Genomic DNA, 17,941 nt, shown 5'->3' with positions numbered 1-17,941 from the left:
CGTCGACTGCCCGGGCCACGCCGACTACGTGAAGAACATGATCACGGGCGCCGCCCAGATGGACGGCGCGATCCTGGTGGTGTCGGCCGCCGACGGCCCGATGCCGCAGACCCGCGAGCACATCCTGCTGGCGCGCCAGGTTGGCGTTCCGGCGCTGGTGGTGTTCATGAACAAGGTCGACATGGTCGACGATCCGGAGCTGCTGGAGCTGGTCGAGCTGGAAGTGCGCGAGCTTCTGTCGTCCTACCAGTTCCCGGGCGACGACATTCCGATCACCAAGGGTTCGGCTCTGTGCGCCCTGGAAGACCGTCAGCCGGAGATCGGCCGTGACGCCGTCCTGGCGCTGATGAAGACGGTTGACGAGTACATCCCGCAGCCGGAGCGTCCGGTCGACCGTCCGTTCCTGATGCCGATCGAAGACGTGTTCTCGATCTCGGGCCGCGGCACGGTTGTGACCGGTCGCGTTGAGCGTGGCATCGTGAAGGTCGGCGAGGAAGTCGAGATCGTCGGCCTGAAGGCGACGGTGAAGACGACGGTGACCGGCGTCGAGATGTTCCGCAAGCTGCTCGAGTCCGGTCAGGCCGGCGACAACATCGGCGCCCTGCTGCGCGGCACGAAGCGTGAGGACGTCGAGCGCGGCCAGGTTCTGGCCAAGCCGGGTTCGATCACCCCGCACACCAAGTTCAAGGCCGAAGCCTACATCCTGACGAAGGAAGAGGGTGGCCGTCACACGCCGTTCTTCACCAACTACCGTCCGCAGTTCTACTTCCGTACGACGGACGTGACGGGCATGGTTGCGCTGCCGGAAGGCGTCGAGATGGTGATGCCGGGCGACAACGTCGCCATGGAAGTGACGCTGATCGCCCCAATCGCCATGGACGAAGGCCTGCGCTTCGCCATCCGTGAGGGTGGCCGCACCGTCGGCGCCGGCGTCGTTGCCAAGATCGTCGAGTGATCACCCATCCGGCAGCCGCCGCAAGGCGGTCGCCGGAGAGGGACGGGTAGGGCGGTCGGAGCGTTCCGGCCGCCGGATGTAAGAGACGGGCCGTCGTTCCTGCGCGAGCAGGAAGGTTGGCCCGCCCGGTTCTAGCCATCGGGCGTCGGTGTTCGGAGCCGTCCGCCTGTCAACCCAGCTTCCTCCGATCCGGGGGGAGATTCAGGATTGACACGCGGGCGCTGAACGCCTAGAGATTACGCCCTCTGGATTTTGGGTTGGTGGTAGGCAGCTTCGGCCTAGACGCAGCCCGAGACGAACGGCACGGCGCGCCTCCACGGGAGGCGCGCCGTCTGCTGATCGGAACATCCCCTCCGCGCCTCCCGCGCAGGGGATGTTCTTTTTCGTGTCGGCCCGTCGCATCGGTCACAGTGTCGCCCGTCGGCCCCGTTTCGGTGGTTCGGCGCGCGGCCTTGCGCTGTCGGCGAAGCCCCGAAGCAGCTCGTGGAGTTCCGGTGACGCGTCCGCGTCATCGCTAGAAGGTGCAAGGGACGTTTGGACATGGACAGCCAGAACATCCGCATCCGTCTGAAGGCGTTCGATCATCGCGTGCTCGACCAGTCGACCAGCGAGATCGTCAACACCGCCAAGCGGACCGGCGCGCGCGTGCGGGGCCCGATCCCCCTGCCGACGCACATCGAAAAGTTCACCGTGAACCGTTCGCCGCACATCGACAAGAAGTCGCGCGAGCAGTTCGAGATCCGCACCCACAAGCGCCTGCTCGACATCGTCGATCCGACGCCGCAGACCGTGGATGCGCTCATGAAGCTCGACCTCGCCGCCGGCGTCGACGTCGAGATCAAGCTCTGATTTTGGTTTGGTAAGGGACCTCTCCGGTAATCGGATGTCCCTGGTCAGGAGATAAAGAACAATGCGATCCGGTTTGATCGCGCAGAAGGTCGGCATGACCCGCGTCTTCACGGACGACGGCCAGCATGTTCCGGTCACTGTGCTGAAAGTCGACAGCTGCCAGGTCGTCGCCGTTCGCACCGAGGAAAAGGATGGCTACACCGCCGTCCAGCTCGGCGCGGGCGCCATCAAGGTCAAGAACGTCAACAAGCCTGAGCGCGGGCATTTCGCCAAGGCGCGTGTGGAGCCCAAGCGTAAGCTTGTTGAGTTCCGCGTCGATGCCGATGCCCTGATCGAGGTCGGTGCCGAGCTGTCGGTGTCGCACTTCGTCGCCGGCCAGTTCGTCGACGTCACCGGCACCTCCATCGGCAAGGGCTTTGCCGGTGCGATGAAGCGCTGGAACTTCGGTGGTCTGCGCGCCACGCACGGCGTGTCGGTGTCGCACCGCTCGCACGGTTCGACGGGTAACCGTCAGGATCCCGGCAAGGTCTTCAAGAACAAGAAGATGGCCGGTCATCTCGGCGACGAGCGGGTCACGGTCCTGAACCTCCAGGTCGTGTCCGTCGACGAAGCCCGTGGTCTGATCCTGCTCAAGGGTGCCGTCCCCGGCGCCGAGGGCGGTTGGCTGCGCATCCGTGACGCCGTCAAGAAGAAGGCTCCGGAAGGCCTGCCCTTCCCGGCCGGCATCAAGTCTGCTCCGGCGGCGGAAGCCCCGGCCGAGACGCAGGAGTGAGCGCCATGAAGGCCACGATCAAGAATCTGAACAACGAAGCCGTCGGCGAGATCGAGCTGTCGGACGCCGTGTTCGGTCTGCCGGCCCGCACCGACCTGCTGGCCCGCATGGTTAACTGGCAGCTGGCCAAGCGCCGCTCCGGCAACCACAAGACCAAGGGCATCAGCGAGATCAGCGGCACGACCAAGAAGCCCTATGGGCAGAAGGGCACCGGCCGCGCTCGTCAGGGCTCCATCCGTTCGCCGCAGTTCCGCGGCGGTGCGACCATCTTCGGGCCGGTGGTGCGTTCGCATGCCCACGACCTGACCAAGAAGGTCCGCAAGCTGGCGCTCAAGACCGCCCTGTCGGCCAAGGCCGCCGAGGGCAAGCTGATCGTCCTGGAGGCCGCGGCCGCCGAGACGCACAAGACCAAGGAGCTGGCGGCCCGTCTTGCCACCCTCGGCCTGACTTCGGCGCTGATCATCGATGGCTCGAACCTGGACGACAACTTCGCCAAGGCTTCGCGCAACATCCCGCTGATCGACGTGCTGCCGGAGCAGGGTGCGAACGTCTACGACATTCTCCGCCGCGACACGCTGGTCCTGACCCGCAACGCGGTCGAGCAACTGGAGGCTCGCCTGAAATGAGCAAGCAGTCGAAACCTGCGGTGAGCCAGGAGCGGATGTACGACCTGATCCTCGCTCCCGTCATCACCGAGAAGTCGACGTTGGTGTCGGAGCATAACCAGGTCACGTTCCGCGTGCCGCTCACGGCCTCCAAGCCGGAGATCAAGGCCGCCGTTGAAGGTCTCTTCAACGTCAAGGTGACCGGGGTCAACACCCTCGTTTCCAAGGGCAAGACCAAGCGGTTCCGCGGCACCATCGGCCGTCGCTCGGACTTCAAGAAGGCCGTCGTCACCCTCGCCGAGGGTAACAAGATCGACGTGACCACGGGCATCTGAGCGGGAGTGTGATCCGATGGCTCTGAAGCAATACCGCCCGATTACGCCGTCGCTCCGCCAGCTGGTCATCGTTGACCGCTCGGAGCTGTGGAAGGGCAAGCCGGTCAAGACCCTCACCGAGGGCCTGACCAAGTCTGGTGGCCGCAACAACACCGGCCGCATCACTGCGCGCCGCATGGGTGGCGGTCATAAGCGTACCTACCGTCTGGTGGACTTCAAGCGTCGCAAGTTCGACGTTCCGGCCACCGTCGAGCGGCTGGAATACGATCCGAACCGCACGGCCTTCATCGCGCTGATCAAGTACCAGGATGGGACCCTGTCCTACATCCTGGCGCCGCAGCGCCTGAAGGTCGGCGACACCGTGATCTCCGGCGAGCGCACCGACGTGAAGCCCGGCAACGCGATGCCGCTGAAGAACATCCCGGTCGGTTCGATCGTGCACAACGTCGAGCTGAAGGCCGGCAAGGGTGGTCAGGTGGCTCGTTCCGCCGGCACCTACCTGCAGCTGGTCGGCCGCGACGGCGGCTACGCCCAGCTGAAGCTGCCGTCCGGCGAGCTGCGCATGGTTCGTGGCGAGTGCATGGCCACCCTGGGTGCCGTGTCCAACCCGGACCAGATGAACACCAACCTTGGCAAGGCCGGTCGCAACCGCTGGCTGGGCAAGCGTCCGTCGGTCCGTGGCGTCGCCATGAACCCGATCGACCACCCGCACGGTGGTGGTGAGGGTCGCACCTCGGGCGGCCGTCATCCGGTCACGCCGTGGGGCAAGCCGACCAAGGGCAAGAAGACTCGTCACAACAAGAAGACGGATGGCCTGATCCTGCGCCGCCGTCATTCGAAGTAAGGAGGTCGAACGATGGCACGCTCCGTTTGGAAGGGCCCGTTCGTCGACGGCTATCTGCTGAAGAAGGCGGACAAGAGCCGGGCTTCGGGCCGCAACGAGATCATCAAGATCTGGTCGCGTCGTTCGACCATCCTGCCGCAGTTCGTCGGTCTGACGTTCGGCGTCTACAACGGCCACAAGTTCCTGCCTGTTCTGGTTACCGAGCACATGATCGGTCACAAGTTCGGCGAGTTCGCTCCGACGCGGACCTTCTATGGCCACGCGGCGGACAAGAAGGCGAAGAGGAAGTAAGCCATGGGCAAGTCTGCCAACCCCAGCCGGGTCGCGGAGAACGAGGCTCTGGCCCGCAATCCGATGATCCGCACCAGCCCGCGGAAGCTCAACCTCGTCGCCCAGCTCATCCGGAACATGGATGCCAGCCGCGCCGTGGCCGAGCTGACCTTCTCCAAGCGCCGCATCGCCGGCGAAGTGAAGAAGGTCCTGCAGGCCGCGATCGCGAACGCCGAGAACAACCACCAGCTCGACGTCGACCGTCTGTACGTGTCGTCGGCGACGGTCGGTCGCGCTCTGGTGATGAAGCGCTTCCACGCCCGTGCCCGCGGTCGTGGCGCCCGGGTCGAGAAGCTGTTCAGCAACCTGACGATCATCGTCCGCGAGCGTGACGCCGCCGTTGCCGAGGGGGCCGAGTAATGGGTCAGAAAATCAATCCGATCGGGCTGCGCCTCGGCATCAACCGGACCTGGGACAGCCGTTGGTTCGCCAAGCGCGACTACGCCAATCTGCTGCACCAGGACCTGAAGCTGCGTGGCTATCTGCAGGGTCGCCTGCAGCAGGCCGGTTGCTCGCGCGTCGTCATCGAACGCCCGGCCAAGAAGGCCCGCATCACCATTCACTCGGCTCGTCCGGGCGTGGTGATCGGCAAGAAGGGCGCGGACATCGAGAAGCTGCGTCTTGAGCTGTCCAAGATGACCGGCAGCGAGGTGAGCCTGAACATCGTCGAGATCCGCAAGCCGGAAATCGACGCTCGCCTCATCGCCGAGAACATCGCCAGCCAGCTTGAGCGCCGTGTGGCATTTCGTCGCGCCATGAAGCGCGCCGTGCAGTCCGCCATGCGTCTGGGCGCCCAGGGCATCCGGATCAACTGCTCGGGCCGTCTCGGCGGTGCGGAAATCGCCCGCATGGAGTGGTACCGCGAAGGCCGCGTTCCGCTGCACACCCTGCGCGCCGACATCGACTACGGTGTGGGCACCGCCAAGACCACCTACGGCACCTGCGGTGTCAAGGTGTGGGTGTTCAAGGGCGAGGTGATGGCTCACGACCCGATGGCGCAGGACAAGCGCATGGGTTCCGAGCCGGTGTCGACCGATGGCGAGCCGCGCCGCGAGCGGCACGATCGCCGCGACCGTCGCGAGCGCTCCGAGCGCTCCGAACGCGAGTAAAGGGGCCGAGCGATGCTTTCTCCCAAGCGCACGAAATTCCGTAAGGCCCACAAGGGCCGCATCCACGGCAACGCCAAGGGCGGTACCGCCCTGAATTTCGGCTCCTTCGGCCTCAAGGCCCTGGAGCCGGAGCGCATCACCGCCCGTCAGATCGAAGCGGCCCGCCGCGCGATCACCCGTGCGATGAAGCGTCAGGGCCGCGTCTGGATCCGCATTTTCCCGGACCTCCCCGTCTCCACCAAGCCCGCCGAAGTCCGCATGGGTTCCGGTAAGGGCTCGCCGGAGTACTGGGCGGCTCGCGTGAAGCCGGGTCGCATCCTGTTTGAACTGGACGGCGTGCCGGCAGATGTGGCAAAAACCGCCTTCGCTCTGGCGGCCGCGAAGCTGCCGATCAAGGTGAAGCTGGTGACCCGCCTGGGCGGTGTCGAGGAGACCGCGGCATGAAGGCCGTAGACATTCGTACGAAGAGCGCGGATGAGCTGAACGATCAGCTCATCCAGCTCAAGAAGGAGCAGTTCAACCTGCGCTTCCAGAAGGCCTCCGGCCAGCTGGAGAACACCGCGCGGGTGAACACGGTGCGCCGCGACATCGCCCGCATCAAGACCATCCTCGGCGAGCGCGCCCGCTCCGCCGACGCCGGCAAGTAAGGGGGATCATCCATGCCTCGCCGCGTTCTGCAGGGCACGGTGGTCAGCGACAAGTGCGACAAGACCGTTACGGTTCTTGTCGAGCGCCGCGTCATGCACCCCGTGTACAAGAAGTTCATTCGTCAGTCGAAGAAGTACGCCGCCCACGACGAGGGTAACCAGTTCAAGGTCGGCGATACCGTTTCGATCATCGAATGCCGCCCGATCTCGAAGTCCAAGCGTTGGACGGTCGTGACGGAGTCCGCCGCCGACAGCGGCGCCGCGTGATAACGAAAGGTCGTAAACAATGATCCAGATGCAAACCAACCTGGAAGTCGCCGATAACAGCGGGGCGCGCCGGGTGCAGTGCATCAAGGTGCTTGGCGGGTCCAAGCGGAAGGTCGCGACCGTGGGCGACGTCATCGTCGTCTCGGTCAAGGAGGCCATTCCGAAGGGCCGCGTCAAGAAGGGTGACGTGCATCGCGCCGTCATCGTCCGCACCGCGAAGGAACTGCGTCGGGAGGACGGGTCGGCGATCCGTTTCGACCGGAATGCCGCCGTGCTGATCAACAAGCAGGGCGAGCCGATCGGCACCCGTATTTTCGGGCCGGTCACTCGCGAGCTGCGCGGCAAGAAGTTCATGAAGATCATCTCGCTGGCGCCGGAGGTGCTGTAATGGCCGCCAAGATCAAGACCAAGGACAAGGTCGTTGTCCTGACCGGCCGCGACAAAGGCAAGACCGGCGAGGTGTTGAAGGTTTTCCCCAAGGAGAACCGTGCCGTTGTGCAGGGCGTGAACGTGGTGAAGAAGCACCAACGTGCCAGCGCCCGCTCGCAGGGTGGCATCATCGAGATGGAGGCGCCGATCAACGTCTCCAATCTCGCTCACGTCGATCCCAAGGATGGCAAGCCGACCCGCGTCGGTTTCAAGATCCTTGAGGATGGCCGCAAGGTGCGTGTCGCCAAGCGGTCCGGCGAAGTCATTGACCTGTGAGGACCCGGGCATGACCGCACGTTTGAAAGAAGTTTACGATTCCAAGATCCGCGCCGCTCTGAAGTCGGAATTCGGCTACAAGAACGACCTGGAAGTTCCGCGGATCGAGAAGATCGTGGTCAACATGGGAGTCGGCGAGGCTGTCGCCGACTCCAAGAAGATCCAGCTCGCCGTGGCCGAGATGGCCGCCATCACCGGTCAGAAGCCGGTGGTGACCAAGTCGCGCAAGTCGATCGCCCAGTTCAAGCTGCGCGAAGGCATGGCGATCGGCTGCAAGGTCACGCTCCGCCGCGACCGCATGTACGAGTTCCTGGATCGCCTGGTGACGATTGCGTTGCCGCGCGTCCGTGACTTCCGCGGCATCCCGGGTGACAGCTTTGACGGCCGTGGCAACTATGCCATGGGTGTCAAGGAGCAGATCATTTTCCCGGAGATCGATTACGACAAGATCGATCAGATCCGCGGCATGGACATCATCATCGTCACTTCGGCGAAGACCGATCAGGAAGCCAAGGCTCTCCTGAAGGGCTTCGACATGCCGTTCGTGAGCTGAGGCTGGAGCACGACCATGGCTAAGACCAGTGCCATCGAAAAGAACAAGCGTCGCGCCAAGCTGGCCAAGCAGTACGCGAACAAGCGTGCGCGCCTGAAGGCAATCGCGAACGACAAGGCCCTCCCGCCGGAAGAGCAATTCGCTGCCCGCCTCAAGCTGGCCGAACTGCCGCGCAACTCCTCGAAGGTGCGCATCCGGAACCGCTGCGAAATGACCGGGCGTCCGCGCGCGTTCTATCGCAAGTTCAAGCTGTCCCGCGTCACGCTCCGCGAACTGGCCTCGACCGGCCAGATTCCGGGCATGACGAAGTCGAGCTGGTAAGGAGGGTCCGAGAATGTCTTTGAGCGATCCGCTCGGCGATATGCTGACCCGCATCCGCAACGGTCAGCACGCCCGCATGTCCGTTGTGGTTTCCCCGGCGTCTAAGCTGCGCGTCAACGTCCTGGAAGTTCTGAAGCGTGAAGGCTTCATCCGCGGCTGGTCCGAGGAAGAACTGCGTCCGGGCGTCAAGAACCTGAAGATCGAGCTGAAGTACCACGAAGGCGAGCCTGTCATTAAGCAGATCGCCCGTGTGTCGAAGCCCGGCCGCCGCGTCTACTCGAAGATCGCCGACCTGCCCCGTGTCTACAACGGGCTCGGTCTGTCGATCCTGTCGACCCCGCGCGGCGTGATGTCGGACAATGAGGCCCGCTCCGCCAACGTTGGCGGTGAAGTCCTCTGCCGCGTGTTCTAAGGGGGATTGGCAGATGTCGCGCATTGGCAAGCATCCCGTGCCGGTCCCGGCTGGCGTCGACGTAAAGGTCGACGGTCAGCAGGTGACGGCCAAGGGCAAGCTGGGGCAACTCAGCCTGACCCTGATCGACGACATCACCGCCTCGCTGGAAGACGGCAAGGTGGTGGTGAAGCCGGCAAACGACAGCAAGCGCGCCCGCGTCATGTGGGCGACCTCGCGCACCCTGATCAACAACATGGTCACCGGTGTCAGCCAGGGCTACACGATCAACCTGGAAATCAACGGCGTCGGTTACCGCGCGGCCGTGCAGGGCAAGGAGCTGGTTCTCCAGCTCGGCTTCTCGCACGACGTGAAGTACCCGATCCCGGAAGGCATCACGATCAAGTGCGACAAGCCGACGGCGATCTCGGTCAGCGGCTACGACAAGCACAAGGTCGGCCAGGTTGCCGCCGAGATCCGCGGTTGGAAGAAGCCGGAGCCCTACAAGGGCAAGGGCATCAAGTACGAGACCGAAACCGTCCTGCGCAAGGAAGGTAAGAAGAAGTAACCGCCATGCTGAAGCCAAAGCAACTCCACGAGCGCCGCAAGCAGCGCGTGCGCGCGCAGATTGCCAAGAAGGCCGGCGGGCGTGTTCGCCTCTCGGTCTTCCGGTCCAATCTGCACATCTACGCCCAGATCATCGACGACGTGAACGGCCAGACGCTCGCGTCCGCCTCGTCGCTCGAGAAGGAGCTGCGCGAGCAGCTCAAGCACGGCGGCAACGTCGATGCTGCCAAGCGCATCGGCGAGTTGATCGCCGAGCGCGCCAAGGCCGCTGGGATTACCGAGGTCGTGTTCGACCGCGGTGGTTACATTTACCATGGCCGGGTCAAGGCCCTGGCCGACGCCGCCCGTGAGGGCGGGCTGTCGTTCTAAGGAGGCCCGGATATGGCACGTGAACGTGGGGAGCGGGACAACCGCGACCGGCAGCCGCGCGAGCGGGAAGAAAGCGAGCTGATCGAAAAGCTCGTCGGCATCAACCGCGTTGCCAAGGTGGTCAAGGGTGGTCGTCGCTTCGGCTTCGCCGCTCTGGTCGTCGTTGGCGACGGCAAGGGTCGTGTCGGCGTCGGCTCGGGCAAGGCCCGCGAGGTCCCGGAAGCCATTCGCAAGGCGACCGACCAGGCCAAGCGCGGCATGATCCGCGTCCCGCTGCGCGAAGGCCGTACGCTGCATCATGACACCAACGGCCACTTCGGTGCCGGCAAGGTCGTGCTGCGGGCGGCTCCGGCCGGTACCGGCATCATCGCCGGTGGTCCGATGCGCGCGATCTTCGAGGCTCTCGGCGTCGCTGACGTCGTGACCAAGTCGATCGGCACGTCGAACCCGCACAACATGATCAAGGCGACCTTCGACGCCCTGACCCAGGTCACCAGCCCGCGGTCCGTCGCGGCGCGCCGTGGTCGTCGCGTGAGCGACATCCTCGGTCGTCGCGAGGCCGGCGCCGGTCAGGAGGCCTGATCATGAGCGAGAAGAAGACCGTCGTCGTGACCCAGATCGGCAGCCCGATCGGCCGCAAGCACGACCAGCGCGAAACGCTGGTCGGTCTGGGTCTCAACAAGCTGCACCGGACCCGCGAGCTGGAGGACACTCCGGCCGTGCGGGGCATGATCGCCAAGGTCGCGCACCTGGTCCGCGTCGAGAACGAGGGCTGAGATCATGACCAAGCTTAATGACCTGCGTGACAACGCCGGTGCCCGCAAGGCGCGCATGCGCGTCGGTCGCGGTATCGGTTCGGGCAAGGGCAAGACCGCTGGCCGCGGCGTGAAGGGTCAGACCTCGCGCACTGGCGTGGCGATCAACGGCTTCGAAGGTGGGCAGATGCCTCTGCACCGCCGCCTGCCGAAGCGCGGTTTCCGGAACATCTTCGCCAAGGAATACTCGGTGGTTAACCTGGGCATGGTCCAGAAGGCCATCGACCTGGGCAAGCTGAACGCCGCCGAGACCATCGATGCCGCGGCGCTCAACGCCGCCGGCGTCACCGGCAAGGTGAAGAAGGACGGTGTCCGTCTGCTGGGCAAGGGCGAGCTGACCGCGAAGGTTTCCTTCACGGTCGCCGGCGCGTCCAAGTCGGCGATCGAAGCCGTCGAGAAGGCGGGTGGCAGCGTCACGCTGACCGCTCCCGCCGCCGAAGCCGCCGAGTAAAGTTCCGCGACAAGCCCGTGCTTGCGCGCGGGCTTTCGGGGCACTACAAAAAGCGAAGTCGCGAGGGGCGGCCTGCGTCATGCAGTGCCGCCCCGTTCGCGCTTACGGGACAGGGATTGGACCATGGCATCAGCGGCCGAGCAGCTTGCCGCCAACATCAATTTCGGGGCTTTCTCCAAGGCGACCGAGCTGAAAAAGCGGATTTGGTTCACCTTGGCGGCCCTGATCGTCTATCGGCTGGGCACCTACATCCCGATTCCGGGCATCGATCCGCATATCCTGCAGGACGTTTTCAAGCAGCAGGGCAGCGGCATCCTCGGGATGTTCGACATGCTGGCCGGCGGTGCGCTCCACCGCATGACCATCTTCGCGCTCAACATCATGCCGTACATCTCGGCGTCCATCATCGTGCAGTTGCTGACCGCCGTGTCACCGCAGATGGAGGCCATGAAGAAGGAAGGCGAGGCCGGGCGCAAGAAGCTGAACCAATACACCCGGTTCGGCACCGTCGTTCTCGCCACCGTCCAGGCCTACGGCCTCGCGGTCGGGCTTGAGTCGATGCGCGGCTCCACGGGTGCTGCGGTCATCGACCCCGGCCTGTTCTTCCGCATCGCCACGGTCATCACGCTGGTCGGCGGCACCATGTTCCTGATGTGGCTGGGCGAACAGATCACCGCGCGGGGCATCGGCAACGGCACCTCGCTGATCATCTTCGCCGGCATCGTCGCGGAACTGCCGCGTGCGCTGGTCAACACGCTGGAACTCGGCCGACAGGGTGCGCTGTCCACCGTCTTCATCATCCTGATGCTGGTGATGGCGGTCGGCGTGGTGTTCTTCATCGTCTTCATGGAACGTGCCCAGCGCCGCCTGCTGGTGCAGTATCCGAAGCGTCAGGTCGGCAACCGGGTATTCGGCGGCGAAGCGTCGCACCTGCCGCTGAAGATGAACACGGCCGGCGTCATTCCGCCGATCTTCGCTTCGTCGCTGCTGCTGCTGCCGCTGACCGCGGTCGGCTTCGCCGGCGGCGAAGGGCCGGAGTGGCTGCAGGCGGTGTCGCGCTACGTCGCGCACGGCACGCCGCTCTATATGCTGCTGTACGCCTCGCTGATCGTGTTCTTCTGCTTCTTCTACACCGCCATCGTCTTCAACCCGACGGAGACGGCCGACAACCTGCGTAAGTACGGCGGCTTCATCCCCGGCATCCGTCCGGGCAAGAACACCGCCGACCACATCGACTACGTGCTGACGCGGCTGACGGTCATCGGCTCCGCCTACCTTGTGGCGGTTTGTCTCCTCCCCGAAATCCTGATATCCCAGCACTCGGTTCCGTTTTATTTTGGCGGCACCAGCCTGCTGATCGTGGTCACCGTCACGATGGACACGGTTGCGCAGATTCATTCCCACCTGCTGGCCCACCAGTATGAGGGATTGATCAAGAAATCGAAGCTTCGGGGGAGAAAGTAATGAACCTCATACTGCTCGGTCCGCCGGGCGCCGGGAAGGGGACCCAGGCGCGCCGTCTGGAAGACACTCGTGGTCTGGTGCAGTTGTCGACCGGCGACATGCTCCGCGCCATGGTGGCGGAAGGCGGGCCGCTCGGGCAGCAGGCGAAGGAGATCATGGCCGCCGGCAAGCTGATGCCGGACGAGCTGATGGTCAGCATGATCGCCGAACGCATTTCGAAGCCTGACGTGAAGAACGGCTTCATCCTCGACGGGTTCCCGCGCACGGTCGCTCAGGCCGAGGCGCTGGATCGGATGCTGGATGAGAAGGGCCTGAAGCTCGATCACGTGATCGAGATGCGGGTGGTCGACGACGTGCTTGTTGACCGCATCACCGGCCGTTATACCTGCGCCAAGTGCGGCAAGGGCTATCACGACAGCTTCGAGAAGCCGAAGGTCGAGGGCGTCTGCGATGTCTGCGGCAGCACCGAATTCAAGCGGCGCGCCGACGACAATGCGGAGACGGTGACCACCCGCCTGGGCCAGTATCACCAGCAGACCGCGCCGATCCTGCCCTATTACCAGGGCCGCGGCGTGCTGAAGGTGGTGGACGGCATGGCCGACATCGATGAGGTTACCAAGCAGATCGGGACGATCCTCGCCAGCTGAGGATCGCCGTCGGTCGGATAGAAAAAGGCCGCAGTCTCCATCCGGAGGCTGCGGCCTTTCTTTTTTGCCGTCTTTGGAGCGGGCTGCCGGTGTCAGCCGGCGCTGGGGGAGGGGGAGGCGTCGGTCGCGCTGTCGGTGCCGCCGGCGGAATGGTCGGACATCGTGCGGTAGCGCGCCAGGATCCAGCCGAGATGAGCGGTGACGGCGTTCGCGGCGCCGTCCGGGTCGCGGCGGGCGAGGGCCTGATGGATGGCGCGGTGATGCTCGATCATCAGCGTTTCATGGTTTTCCATGAAGGGTTCCGTGTGCTTCATCTCGACCATGTTGCCGAGGATGTCGCGGATGGTCGACAGCAGATGGAGGTAGACCGGGCTGCCCGACGCCTGGGCGACGGCGACGTGGAAATCCATGTCGTCGGCAGCGCGACCGCCGTCGCGGTTGGTCTCGGTCATCGCCGCCAAAATGCGGCCGATGGTGTCGATCTGCTCCGGCGTCGCGCGCTCCGCGGCGCGGCGGGCGGCCCAGCTCTCCAGTGCCATGCGGATTTCGACGAGGTCGCACAGGTTCTGGTGGGTGCTGCGGACCATGGCGGTCAATGCCCCGTCCATTACGCCGGCCGAGGAGACGACACGGGTGCCGCCGCCCTGGACTGCGGTCAGGAAGCCCTGCGTCTTCAACTTCTGCAGCGCGGCACGAACGGAAACCCGGCTGACATGCAGCTGTTCAGCCAGCTGGCGCTCGCCCGGCAGACGTTCACCCGGCACCAGCTCGCCCCGCGCAATGCGGTCGAGGAGCTGTTGCGCCACCCACTCCGAAATGCGCTGGGAAGAGGAGGGGACGTGAGCGCTGTCGTCGGTGCCGGGCACGGGTTGTTCCCCTTTGGTCGGAAGGCGGTTCATTGCTGGATGGTCATACCGGTAACGGTCCCGGCGGGTGCGGTCAATGCCCGACCGCCGCGCTGCGGCGCCTTGCCCACGGGATGGAAAACTATGGCGGCGATGGCGATGGGCAACCGCCCGGACCTGGGGGTCAGCGGCCGCCGGGGCGGGCCAGCAGGATGCCCGCCAGGATCACCGCGGCACCCAGTGCCTGCAACGGGCCCAGAGGCTCACTCAGGAGAACCCAGGCGAGGATGGCTGCCGCTGCCGGCTGAAGCAGCAGGCTGACCGACGAGAAGGACGCCGGCAGATGCGCCAGGGCGTAGGCGATCAGGCTCTGGCCGCAGGCGTGGCTGAACAGGGCAAGGCCCGCCAGCACCGCCCAGCCGGACGCGCTCGCCGGCAGCATCGGCTCGCCGTCATACAGGCCGATCGGCAACAGCACCAAGGCGGATATCGCGCCGCTCCAGGTCATGATGGTGGCGGTGGAGAATTCCGCGCGCAGCCGCCCGACCGACAGGATGTAGCCGGCATAGAAGGCGGCGGTGAGCAGGGCCAGCCCATCGCCGAACAGATGATCGGCATCGAGCTGGAAGCTCTCCCCCATCAGCACGATGGCGCCCGCCAGTGCCAGCAGCATGCCCATGACGAAACGGCGGGTGATCCGCTCCTTGAACAGGAACCAGGCGGCCGGCGCCACGTAGAGCGGGGCGAAGTTCGCCAGCAGCGTCGAGTTGGCGACCGAAGTGAAGCGAATCGACGTGTGCCAGATCGCAAGGTCGCCGGCGAAGAACAGGCCGGCCAGCGACAGGCGGGCATAGTCGGAGACCGAGGAGGGGCGGCGGCTGGAGCGCCCGCCCCGCTGCCGCGACTCGGCGGCCATCCACAGCCCCAGTGCCGGCATCGCCAGCGCGGTCCGCCAGAAGCCGGTGGCGACCGGTCCGACCTCCGACAGCCGGACGAAGATGGGGGCAAAGGCGATGCCCAAGGCGCCGACCAGCAGCGCGATCAGGGCGATGCGCTGGGTCCGGTACGCATGGTCGACGGGGAAGGCACTGGCGTCTGGCATGGACCGCTTATAACGGCCGCTCGGTTGCTGGGCCAGCGGGACGCAAGTCATGGCTGCCGTGCGCCCCCGGGACTCTCCCGGAGGCTGCCGGCGGCGATGGGAAAAACCGCGGATCAGCGCGGACGGATGCGGCGTAGCGCGACCGACTCGTCGTCCTCCGAGCCGAAATCGTCATAGTGCACCGGGCAACGGCCGTCCTTGCGGGGATGGTCCTTGACGGTGGCCGGATACCAGTCGCCCTTCCATTCCACGGACACCCGCATGCCGGGCTGGCACAGCGACGAACCGGCGGCATAGCCACCATTGTTCGACATCGGAGCGGCCCCCATCGGCGCCTGCATCATCGGCGCCTGAACGCCGCCCGGCGGCACCGGGCTCAGCATCGGCGCGGTGGGCGCCGGCTTTTCCTGGTCGCAGAAGGCGGTGCAGACGCGCTTGGCGACCACCTGCCCGCCGCAGCTTCCGCCGAAGCAGTCGCGATAGTCGGATTCGCAGCGCGCTTCGCAGCTGCTGTTGCCGCAGGAATAGGAGCGGTCGAAATCACCCACCGACTTCTTGATCGGCTTCTTCTCCGCCTGCTGGCGGTTGACGTAGGCCTGATAGTCGTAGAGGGCGCGCGACCGCGCCTCGTTCACGCAGGCCTGCTGCGACATGCCGCAGTTCTGGCGGCAGTAGTTGCGGTTCTGCTGGCACTGGTTGACACAGAGCCGACCTTCGGCCGAGCTTGGCGGGACGAGGCTGTACTGCGTCTCGTAAACGGGTCCGCAAGCGCTGAGCAGCGCCATCACGGCAAGGCAGAGGGAAAGCAGGCGAAGCATGCGGGTCGTCTTCCGGGTGGGTTCGCGCGGGAGAGGGAAGGACAGCCTAGCATCTTGCCGTTCGGGCTACCACCATCGGCCGCGCTTCCGCCCGGCGTCGCGGTTGCGTTAGTGTGGCATATGGCCACATCACCTTCCGAACATCGCCAGCCCGTCACCGCCCCCGCGCCGGCACCGCGCAGTGCCGTTCCGCTGCTGGGACCCGGCGATCCGCCGCCGGTGACCACGCTGAACCCGGATGCCGGCGGACCGCTGCTGCTGCTGTGCGACCACGCCTCCCGCGCGGTCCCGCGGTCGCTGGCCGACCTCGGTCTGCCGGAGGAGCAGCTCTGCCGCCACATCGCCTACGACATCGGCGCGGCCGAGGTGACGCGGCGGCTGGCGAAGCGGTTCGGCGCCACCGCGGTGCTCTCCGGATTCTCCCGGCTGGTGATCGATCCGAACCGGGCGCTTGAGGATCCGACCGCCATCCCGGTGGTCAGCGACGACGTGGTGATCCCCGGCAACCGTGCGCTCGATGCCGAGGCCCAGGCGCAGCGGGTGGAGGCGCTGTTCAAGCCCTACCACGCCGCGGTCGCGGCGGCGGTCGCAGCGATCCGCGCCCGCGGGCAGGTGCCGGTGCTGGTTTCGGTGCACAGCTTCACCCCGGCCATGCGCGGGGTGGCGCGGCCCTGGCACATCGGCGTTCTGTGGGACAACGATCCGCGCCTGCCGGTGCCGCTGATCGACGCGCTGAAGGCCGACGGCCGTTGGTGCGTCGGCGACAACCAGCCCTATTCCGGCCGCGGCACGCTGGGCGGCACGGTGGAAACCCATGCGACCCCCGCCGGCTACCCCAATGTCCTGCTTGAGGTGCGGCAGGACCTGATCGCCACGCCGGAGGGCGCCGATCTCTGGGCGCAGGTGATCGGCGACGCGCTGGACCCTCTGCTCTCCCTGCCGTCGCTGACGGTCGTCCACCATTATCCCCGGGCCTGACACCGCATGGAAAGCACCGTGACCGAACCGTCCTTCACCCTCGGCCTGGAAGAGGAATATCTGCTGGTCGACCGCGGCACGCGCGACATCGTGACCAGCCCGCCGGACGAGATGCTGGAAGCCTGCCAGGAACAGGCGCCCGGCCGCATCCATCCGGAATTCCTGCGCTGCCAGATCGAGGTGGGAACGCCGGTCTGCAAGACGCTGGACGAGGCGCGGGCCGAGTTGGCGGCGCTGCGCGGCACGGTGGCCGGGGTGGCCGACCGCTACGGGCTGGCGCCGATCGCCGCCTCGACCCATCCCTTCGCCGCATGGGAGCCGCAGAAGCACACCAACCGCGACCGCTACAACATGCTGGCCCGCGACCTCGGTGCGCCGGCCCGCCGGCTGATGATCTGTGGCATGCATGTGCATGTCGGGATCGAAGATGATGACCTGCGCATCGACCTGATGAATCAGGTCCGCTATTTCCTGCCGCACCTGCTGGCGCTGTCGACCTCCTCGCCCTTCTGGCGCGGGCGCGACATGGAGCGCCGCTCCTACCGGCTCAGCGTCTGGCACGAGCTGCCGCGCACCGGCATGCCCGCCGGCTTCCAGAGCTATGGCGAGTATCAGAGCCACGTCGCGGTTCTCGTGAATGCCGGGGTGATCGAGGATGCCAGCAAGCTGTGGTGGGACATCCGCCCGTCCTCGCGCTTCCCGACGCTGGAGATGCGCATTACCGACATCTGCACCCGGCTGGACGATGCGGTGACGGTGGCGGCGCTATATCGCTGCCTGCTGCGCATGCTGTGGCGGCTGAAGCTGCGCAATGTGACGTGGCGGCCCTACAAGAACCTGCTGATCGAGGAAAACCGCTGGCGCGCCCAGCGCTACGGCCTGGACAGCGGGCTGGTCGATTTCGGGCAAGGCCGCATCGTGCCCTACGCCGACCTGCTGGACGAGATCATCGACCTGACCCGCGAGGATGCCGAGCATTTCGGCTGCACCGCCGAGGTCGGGCGGGCGCGTGAAATTCTGAAGCGCGGCACCAGCGCGCACCGGCAGATCGAGATCTTCCAGGCGGCGCTCGCCGACGGCGCCAGCGAGGACGAGGCTTTGCGGCGGGTGGTGGACTGGCTGGCGGAGGAGACGATGGTGGGGGTGCGGGACGAGCCGTCACCGACGGGCGTCACCGCCTGATCCCGCCCCCCCCCGGCGTC

29 protein-coding genes are annotated in these 17,941 nt (G+C 65.8%); 26 read left to right on the top strand and 3 right to left on the bottom strand.

The window, feature by feature from the left end; translation table 11 throughout:
• The 24 genes from tuf to TSH64_RS35035 all read left to right on the top strand — a co-directional run.
• Positions 1-955: elongation factor Tu (tuf, locus tag TSH64_RS35150; protein ID WP_109453369.1), on the top strand; the 955-nt coding region annotated here is incomplete at its 5' end.
• A gap of 540 nt (positions 956-1,495) precedes the next feature.
• On the top strand, positions 1,496-1,804 hold the full coding sequence (gene rpsJ, locus TSH64_RS35145) for a 30S ribosomal protein S10 (RefSeq protein WP_012973204.1): 309 nt from the start codon (positions 1,496-1,498) through the stop codon (positions 1,802-1,804).
• A gap of 61 nt (positions 1,805-1,865) precedes the next feature.
• A complete protein-coding gene (gene rplC / locus TSH64_RS35140) occupies positions 1,866-2,576 on the top strand; it encodes a 50S ribosomal protein L3 (protein ID WP_109452172.1) in 711 nt (236 codons plus the stop codon).
• Between the two features lie 5 nt (positions 2,577-2,581).
• A complete protein-coding gene (gene rplD, locus TSH64_RS35135) occupies positions 2,582-3,202 on the top strand; it encodes a 50S ribosomal protein L4 (RefSeq protein ID WP_109051340.1) in 621 nt (206 codons plus the stop codon).
• A complete protein-coding gene (locus TSH64_RS35130; protein WP_109452170.1) occupies positions 3,199-3,516 on the top strand; it encodes a 50S ribosomal protein L23 in 318 nt (105 codons plus the stop codon). The genes rplD and TSH64_RS35130 overlap by 4 nt, the downstream gene beginning before the upstream one ends.
• A gap of 16 nt (positions 3,517-3,532) precedes the next feature.
• Positions 3,533-4,360 (top strand): 50S ribosomal protein L2, encoded by an 828-nt coding sequence (rplB, locus tag TSH64_RS35125; RefSeq protein ID WP_098740492.1) that lies wholly within the window; start codon positions 3,533-3,535, stop codon positions 4,358-4,360.
• A 12-nt stretch (positions 4,361-4,372) separates the two neighbouring features.
• Positions 4,373-4,651, top strand: a complete 279-nt coding sequence (rpsS, locus tag TSH64_RS35120) for a 30S ribosomal protein S19 (RefSeq protein ID WP_012973209.1) — start codon at positions 4,373-4,375, stop codon at positions 4,649-4,651.
• Between the two features lie 3 nt (positions 4,652-4,654).
• The gene (rplV, locus tag TSH64_RS35115) at positions 4,655-5,050 is read left to right on the top strand and encodes a 50S ribosomal protein L22 (RefSeq protein WP_012973210.1); all 396 of its coding nucleotides are present in this window, start codon (positions 4,655-4,657) and stop codon (positions 5,048-5,050) included.
• The gene (rpsC, locus tag TSH64_RS35110) at positions 5,050-5,799 is read left to right on the top strand and encodes a 30S ribosomal protein S3 (RefSeq protein WP_012973211.1); all 750 of its coding nucleotides are present in this window, start codon (positions 5,050-5,052) and stop codon (positions 5,797-5,799) included. Before rplV ends, rpsC begins: the two co-directional genes overlap by 1 nt.
• A gap of 12 nt (positions 5,800-5,811) precedes the next feature.
• The gene (gene rplP, locus TSH64_RS35105) at positions 5,812-6,243 is read left to right on the top strand and encodes a 50S ribosomal protein L16 (protein WP_014246894.1); all 432 of its coding nucleotides are present in this window, start codon (positions 5,812-5,814) and stop codon (positions 6,241-6,243) included.
• Positions 6,240-6,446 carry a 50S ribosomal protein L29 gene (rpmC, locus tag TSH64_RS35100; RefSeq protein WP_042694100.1) on the top strand — a complete coding sequence of 69 codons (207 nt, stop codon included), beginning with the start codon at positions 6,240-6,242 and terminating at the stop codon, positions 6,444-6,446. The genes rplP and rpmC overlap by 4 nt, the downstream gene beginning before the upstream one ends.
• 12 nt (positions 6,447-6,458) lie before the next feature.
• Positions 6,459-6,713: a 30S ribosomal protein S17 gene (gene rpsQ / locus TSH64_RS35095; RefSeq protein ID WP_042694099.1), complete on the top strand. Its 255-nt coding sequence runs from the start codon at positions 6,459-6,461 to the stop codon at positions 6,711-6,713.
• Between the two features lie 19 nt (positions 6,714-6,732).
• On the top strand, positions 6,733-7,101 hold the full coding sequence (gene rplN / locus TSH64_RS35090) for a 50S ribosomal protein L14 (protein WP_012973215.1): 369 nt from the start codon (positions 6,733-6,735) through the stop codon (positions 7,099-7,101).
• Positions 7,101-7,418: a 50S ribosomal protein L24 gene (rplX, locus tag TSH64_RS35085; protein ID WP_014246896.1), complete on the top strand. Its 318-nt coding sequence runs from the start codon at positions 7,101-7,103 to the stop codon at positions 7,416-7,418. The genes rplN and rplX overlap by 1 nt, the downstream gene beginning before the upstream one ends.
• A 10-nt stretch (positions 7,419-7,428) precedes the next feature.
• Positions 7,429-7,971, top strand: a complete 543-nt coding sequence (rplE, locus tag TSH64_RS35080; protein WP_012973217.1) for a 50S ribosomal protein L5 — start codon at positions 7,429-7,431, stop codon at positions 7,969-7,971.
• Between the two features lie 15 nt (positions 7,972-7,986).
• The gene (rpsN, locus tag TSH64_RS35075; RefSeq protein WP_098740488.1) at positions 7,987-8,292 is read left to right on the top strand and encodes a 30S ribosomal protein S14; all 306 of its coding nucleotides are present in this window, start codon (positions 7,987-7,989) and stop codon (positions 8,290-8,292) included.
• Positions 8,293-8,305: 13 nt separating this feature from the next.
• A complete protein-coding gene (rpsH, locus tag TSH64_RS35070) occupies positions 8,306-8,704 on the top strand; it encodes a 30S ribosomal protein S8 (RefSeq protein WP_085088120.1) in 399 nt (132 codons plus the stop codon).
• A 13-nt stretch (positions 8,705-8,717) separates the two neighbouring features.
• Complete coding sequence (gene rplF, locus TSH64_RS35065) at positions 8,718-9,251, top strand: 50S ribosomal protein L6 (RefSeq protein WP_063633869.1); 534 nt, start codon at positions 8,718-8,720, stop codon at positions 9,249-9,251.
• 5 nt (positions 9,252-9,256) lie between these two features.
• On the top strand, positions 9,257-9,619 hold the full coding sequence (gene rplR / locus TSH64_RS35060) for a 50S ribosomal protein L18 (protein ID WP_098740487.1): 363 nt from the start codon (positions 9,257-9,259) through the stop codon (positions 9,617-9,619).
• A 12-nt stretch (positions 9,620-9,631) separates the two neighbouring features.
• On the top strand, positions 9,632-10,201 hold the full coding sequence (gene rpsE, locus TSH64_RS35055) for a 30S ribosomal protein S5 (RefSeq protein WP_014246902.1): 570 nt from the start codon (positions 9,632-9,634) through the stop codon (positions 10,199-10,201).
• Between the two features lie 2 nt (positions 10,202-10,203).
• A complete protein-coding gene (gene rpmD / locus TSH64_RS35050; RefSeq protein WP_042694084.1) occupies positions 10,204-10,395 on the top strand; it encodes a 50S ribosomal protein L30 in 192 nt (63 codons plus the stop codon).
• A 4-nt stretch (positions 10,396-10,399) separates the two neighbouring features.
• Entirely contained in the window at positions 10,400-10,885 is a 486-nt protein-coding gene (gene rplO, locus TSH64_RS35045) for a 50S ribosomal protein L15 (protein ID WP_109051337.1), read from the top strand.
• 123 nt (positions 10,886-11,008) lie between these two features.
• Positions 11,009-12,349 carry a preprotein translocase subunit SecY gene (gene secY, locus TSH64_RS35040; RefSeq protein WP_098740484.1) on the top strand — a complete coding sequence of 447 codons (1,341 nt, stop codon included), beginning with the start codon at positions 11,009-11,011 and terminating at the stop codon, positions 12,347-12,349.
• The gene (locus TSH64_RS35035) at positions 12,349-12,996 is read left to right on the top strand and encodes an adenylate kinase (protein WP_098740483.1); all 648 of its coding nucleotides are present in this window, start codon (positions 12,349-12,351) and stop codon (positions 12,994-12,996) included. Before secY ends, TSH64_RS35035 begins: the two co-directional genes overlap by 1 nt.
• 92 nt (positions 12,997-13,088) lie before the next feature.
• Here TSH64_RS35035 and TSH64_RS35030 read toward each other — a convergent pair whose 3' ends face one another.
• From TSH64_RS35030 to TSH64_RS35020, 3 genes are all read right to left on the bottom strand, one after another.
• The gene (locus tag TSH64_RS35030; RefSeq protein ID WP_109452167.1) at positions 13,089-13,862 is read right to left on the bottom strand and encodes a FadR/GntR family transcriptional regulator; all 774 of its coding nucleotides are present in this window, start codon (positions 13,860-13,862) and stop codon (positions 13,089-13,091) included.
• Between the two features lie 163 nt (positions 13,863-14,025).
• On the bottom strand, positions 14,026-14,943 hold the full coding sequence (locus TSH64_RS35025) for a DMT family transporter (protein WP_109453367.1): 918 nt from the start codon (positions 14,941-14,943) through the stop codon (positions 14,026-14,028).
• Positions 14,944-15,056: 113 nt separating this feature from the next.
• On the bottom strand, positions 15,057-15,761 hold the full coding sequence (locus TSH64_RS35020; protein WP_109452165.1) for a hypothetical protein: 705 nt from the start codon (positions 15,759-15,761) through the stop codon (positions 15,057-15,059).
• A 120-nt stretch (positions 15,762-15,881) separates the two neighbouring features.
• On the opposite strand from TSH64_RS35020, the gene TSH64_RS35015 reads away from it, so the two are divergent.
• Together TSH64_RS35015 and TSH64_RS35010 are read left to right on the top strand one after the other, a co-directional pair.
• The gene (locus TSH64_RS35015) at positions 15,882-16,739 is read left to right on the top strand and encodes an N-formylglutamate amidohydrolase (RefSeq protein WP_247873343.1); all 858 of its coding nucleotides are present in this window, start codon (positions 15,882-15,884) and stop codon (positions 16,737-16,739) included.
• A gap of 18 nt (positions 16,740-16,757) precedes the next feature.
• On the top strand, positions 16,758-17,921 hold the full coding sequence (locus tag TSH64_RS35010; RefSeq protein WP_199237739.1) for a carboxylate-amine ligase: 1,164 nt from the start codon (positions 16,758-16,760) through the stop codon (positions 17,919-17,921).
• The last annotated feature ends 20 nt before the right edge of the window (positions 17,922-17,941 follow it).

Origin of the sequence: Azospirillum sp. TSH64 (genome assembly GCF_003116035.1) — a bacterium.
Classification (GTDB): domain Bacteria; phylum Pseudomonadota; class Alphaproteobacteria; order Azospirillales; family Azospirillaceae; genus Azospirillum.
This window is presented reverse-complemented; position numbering and strand designations above follow the sequence as displayed.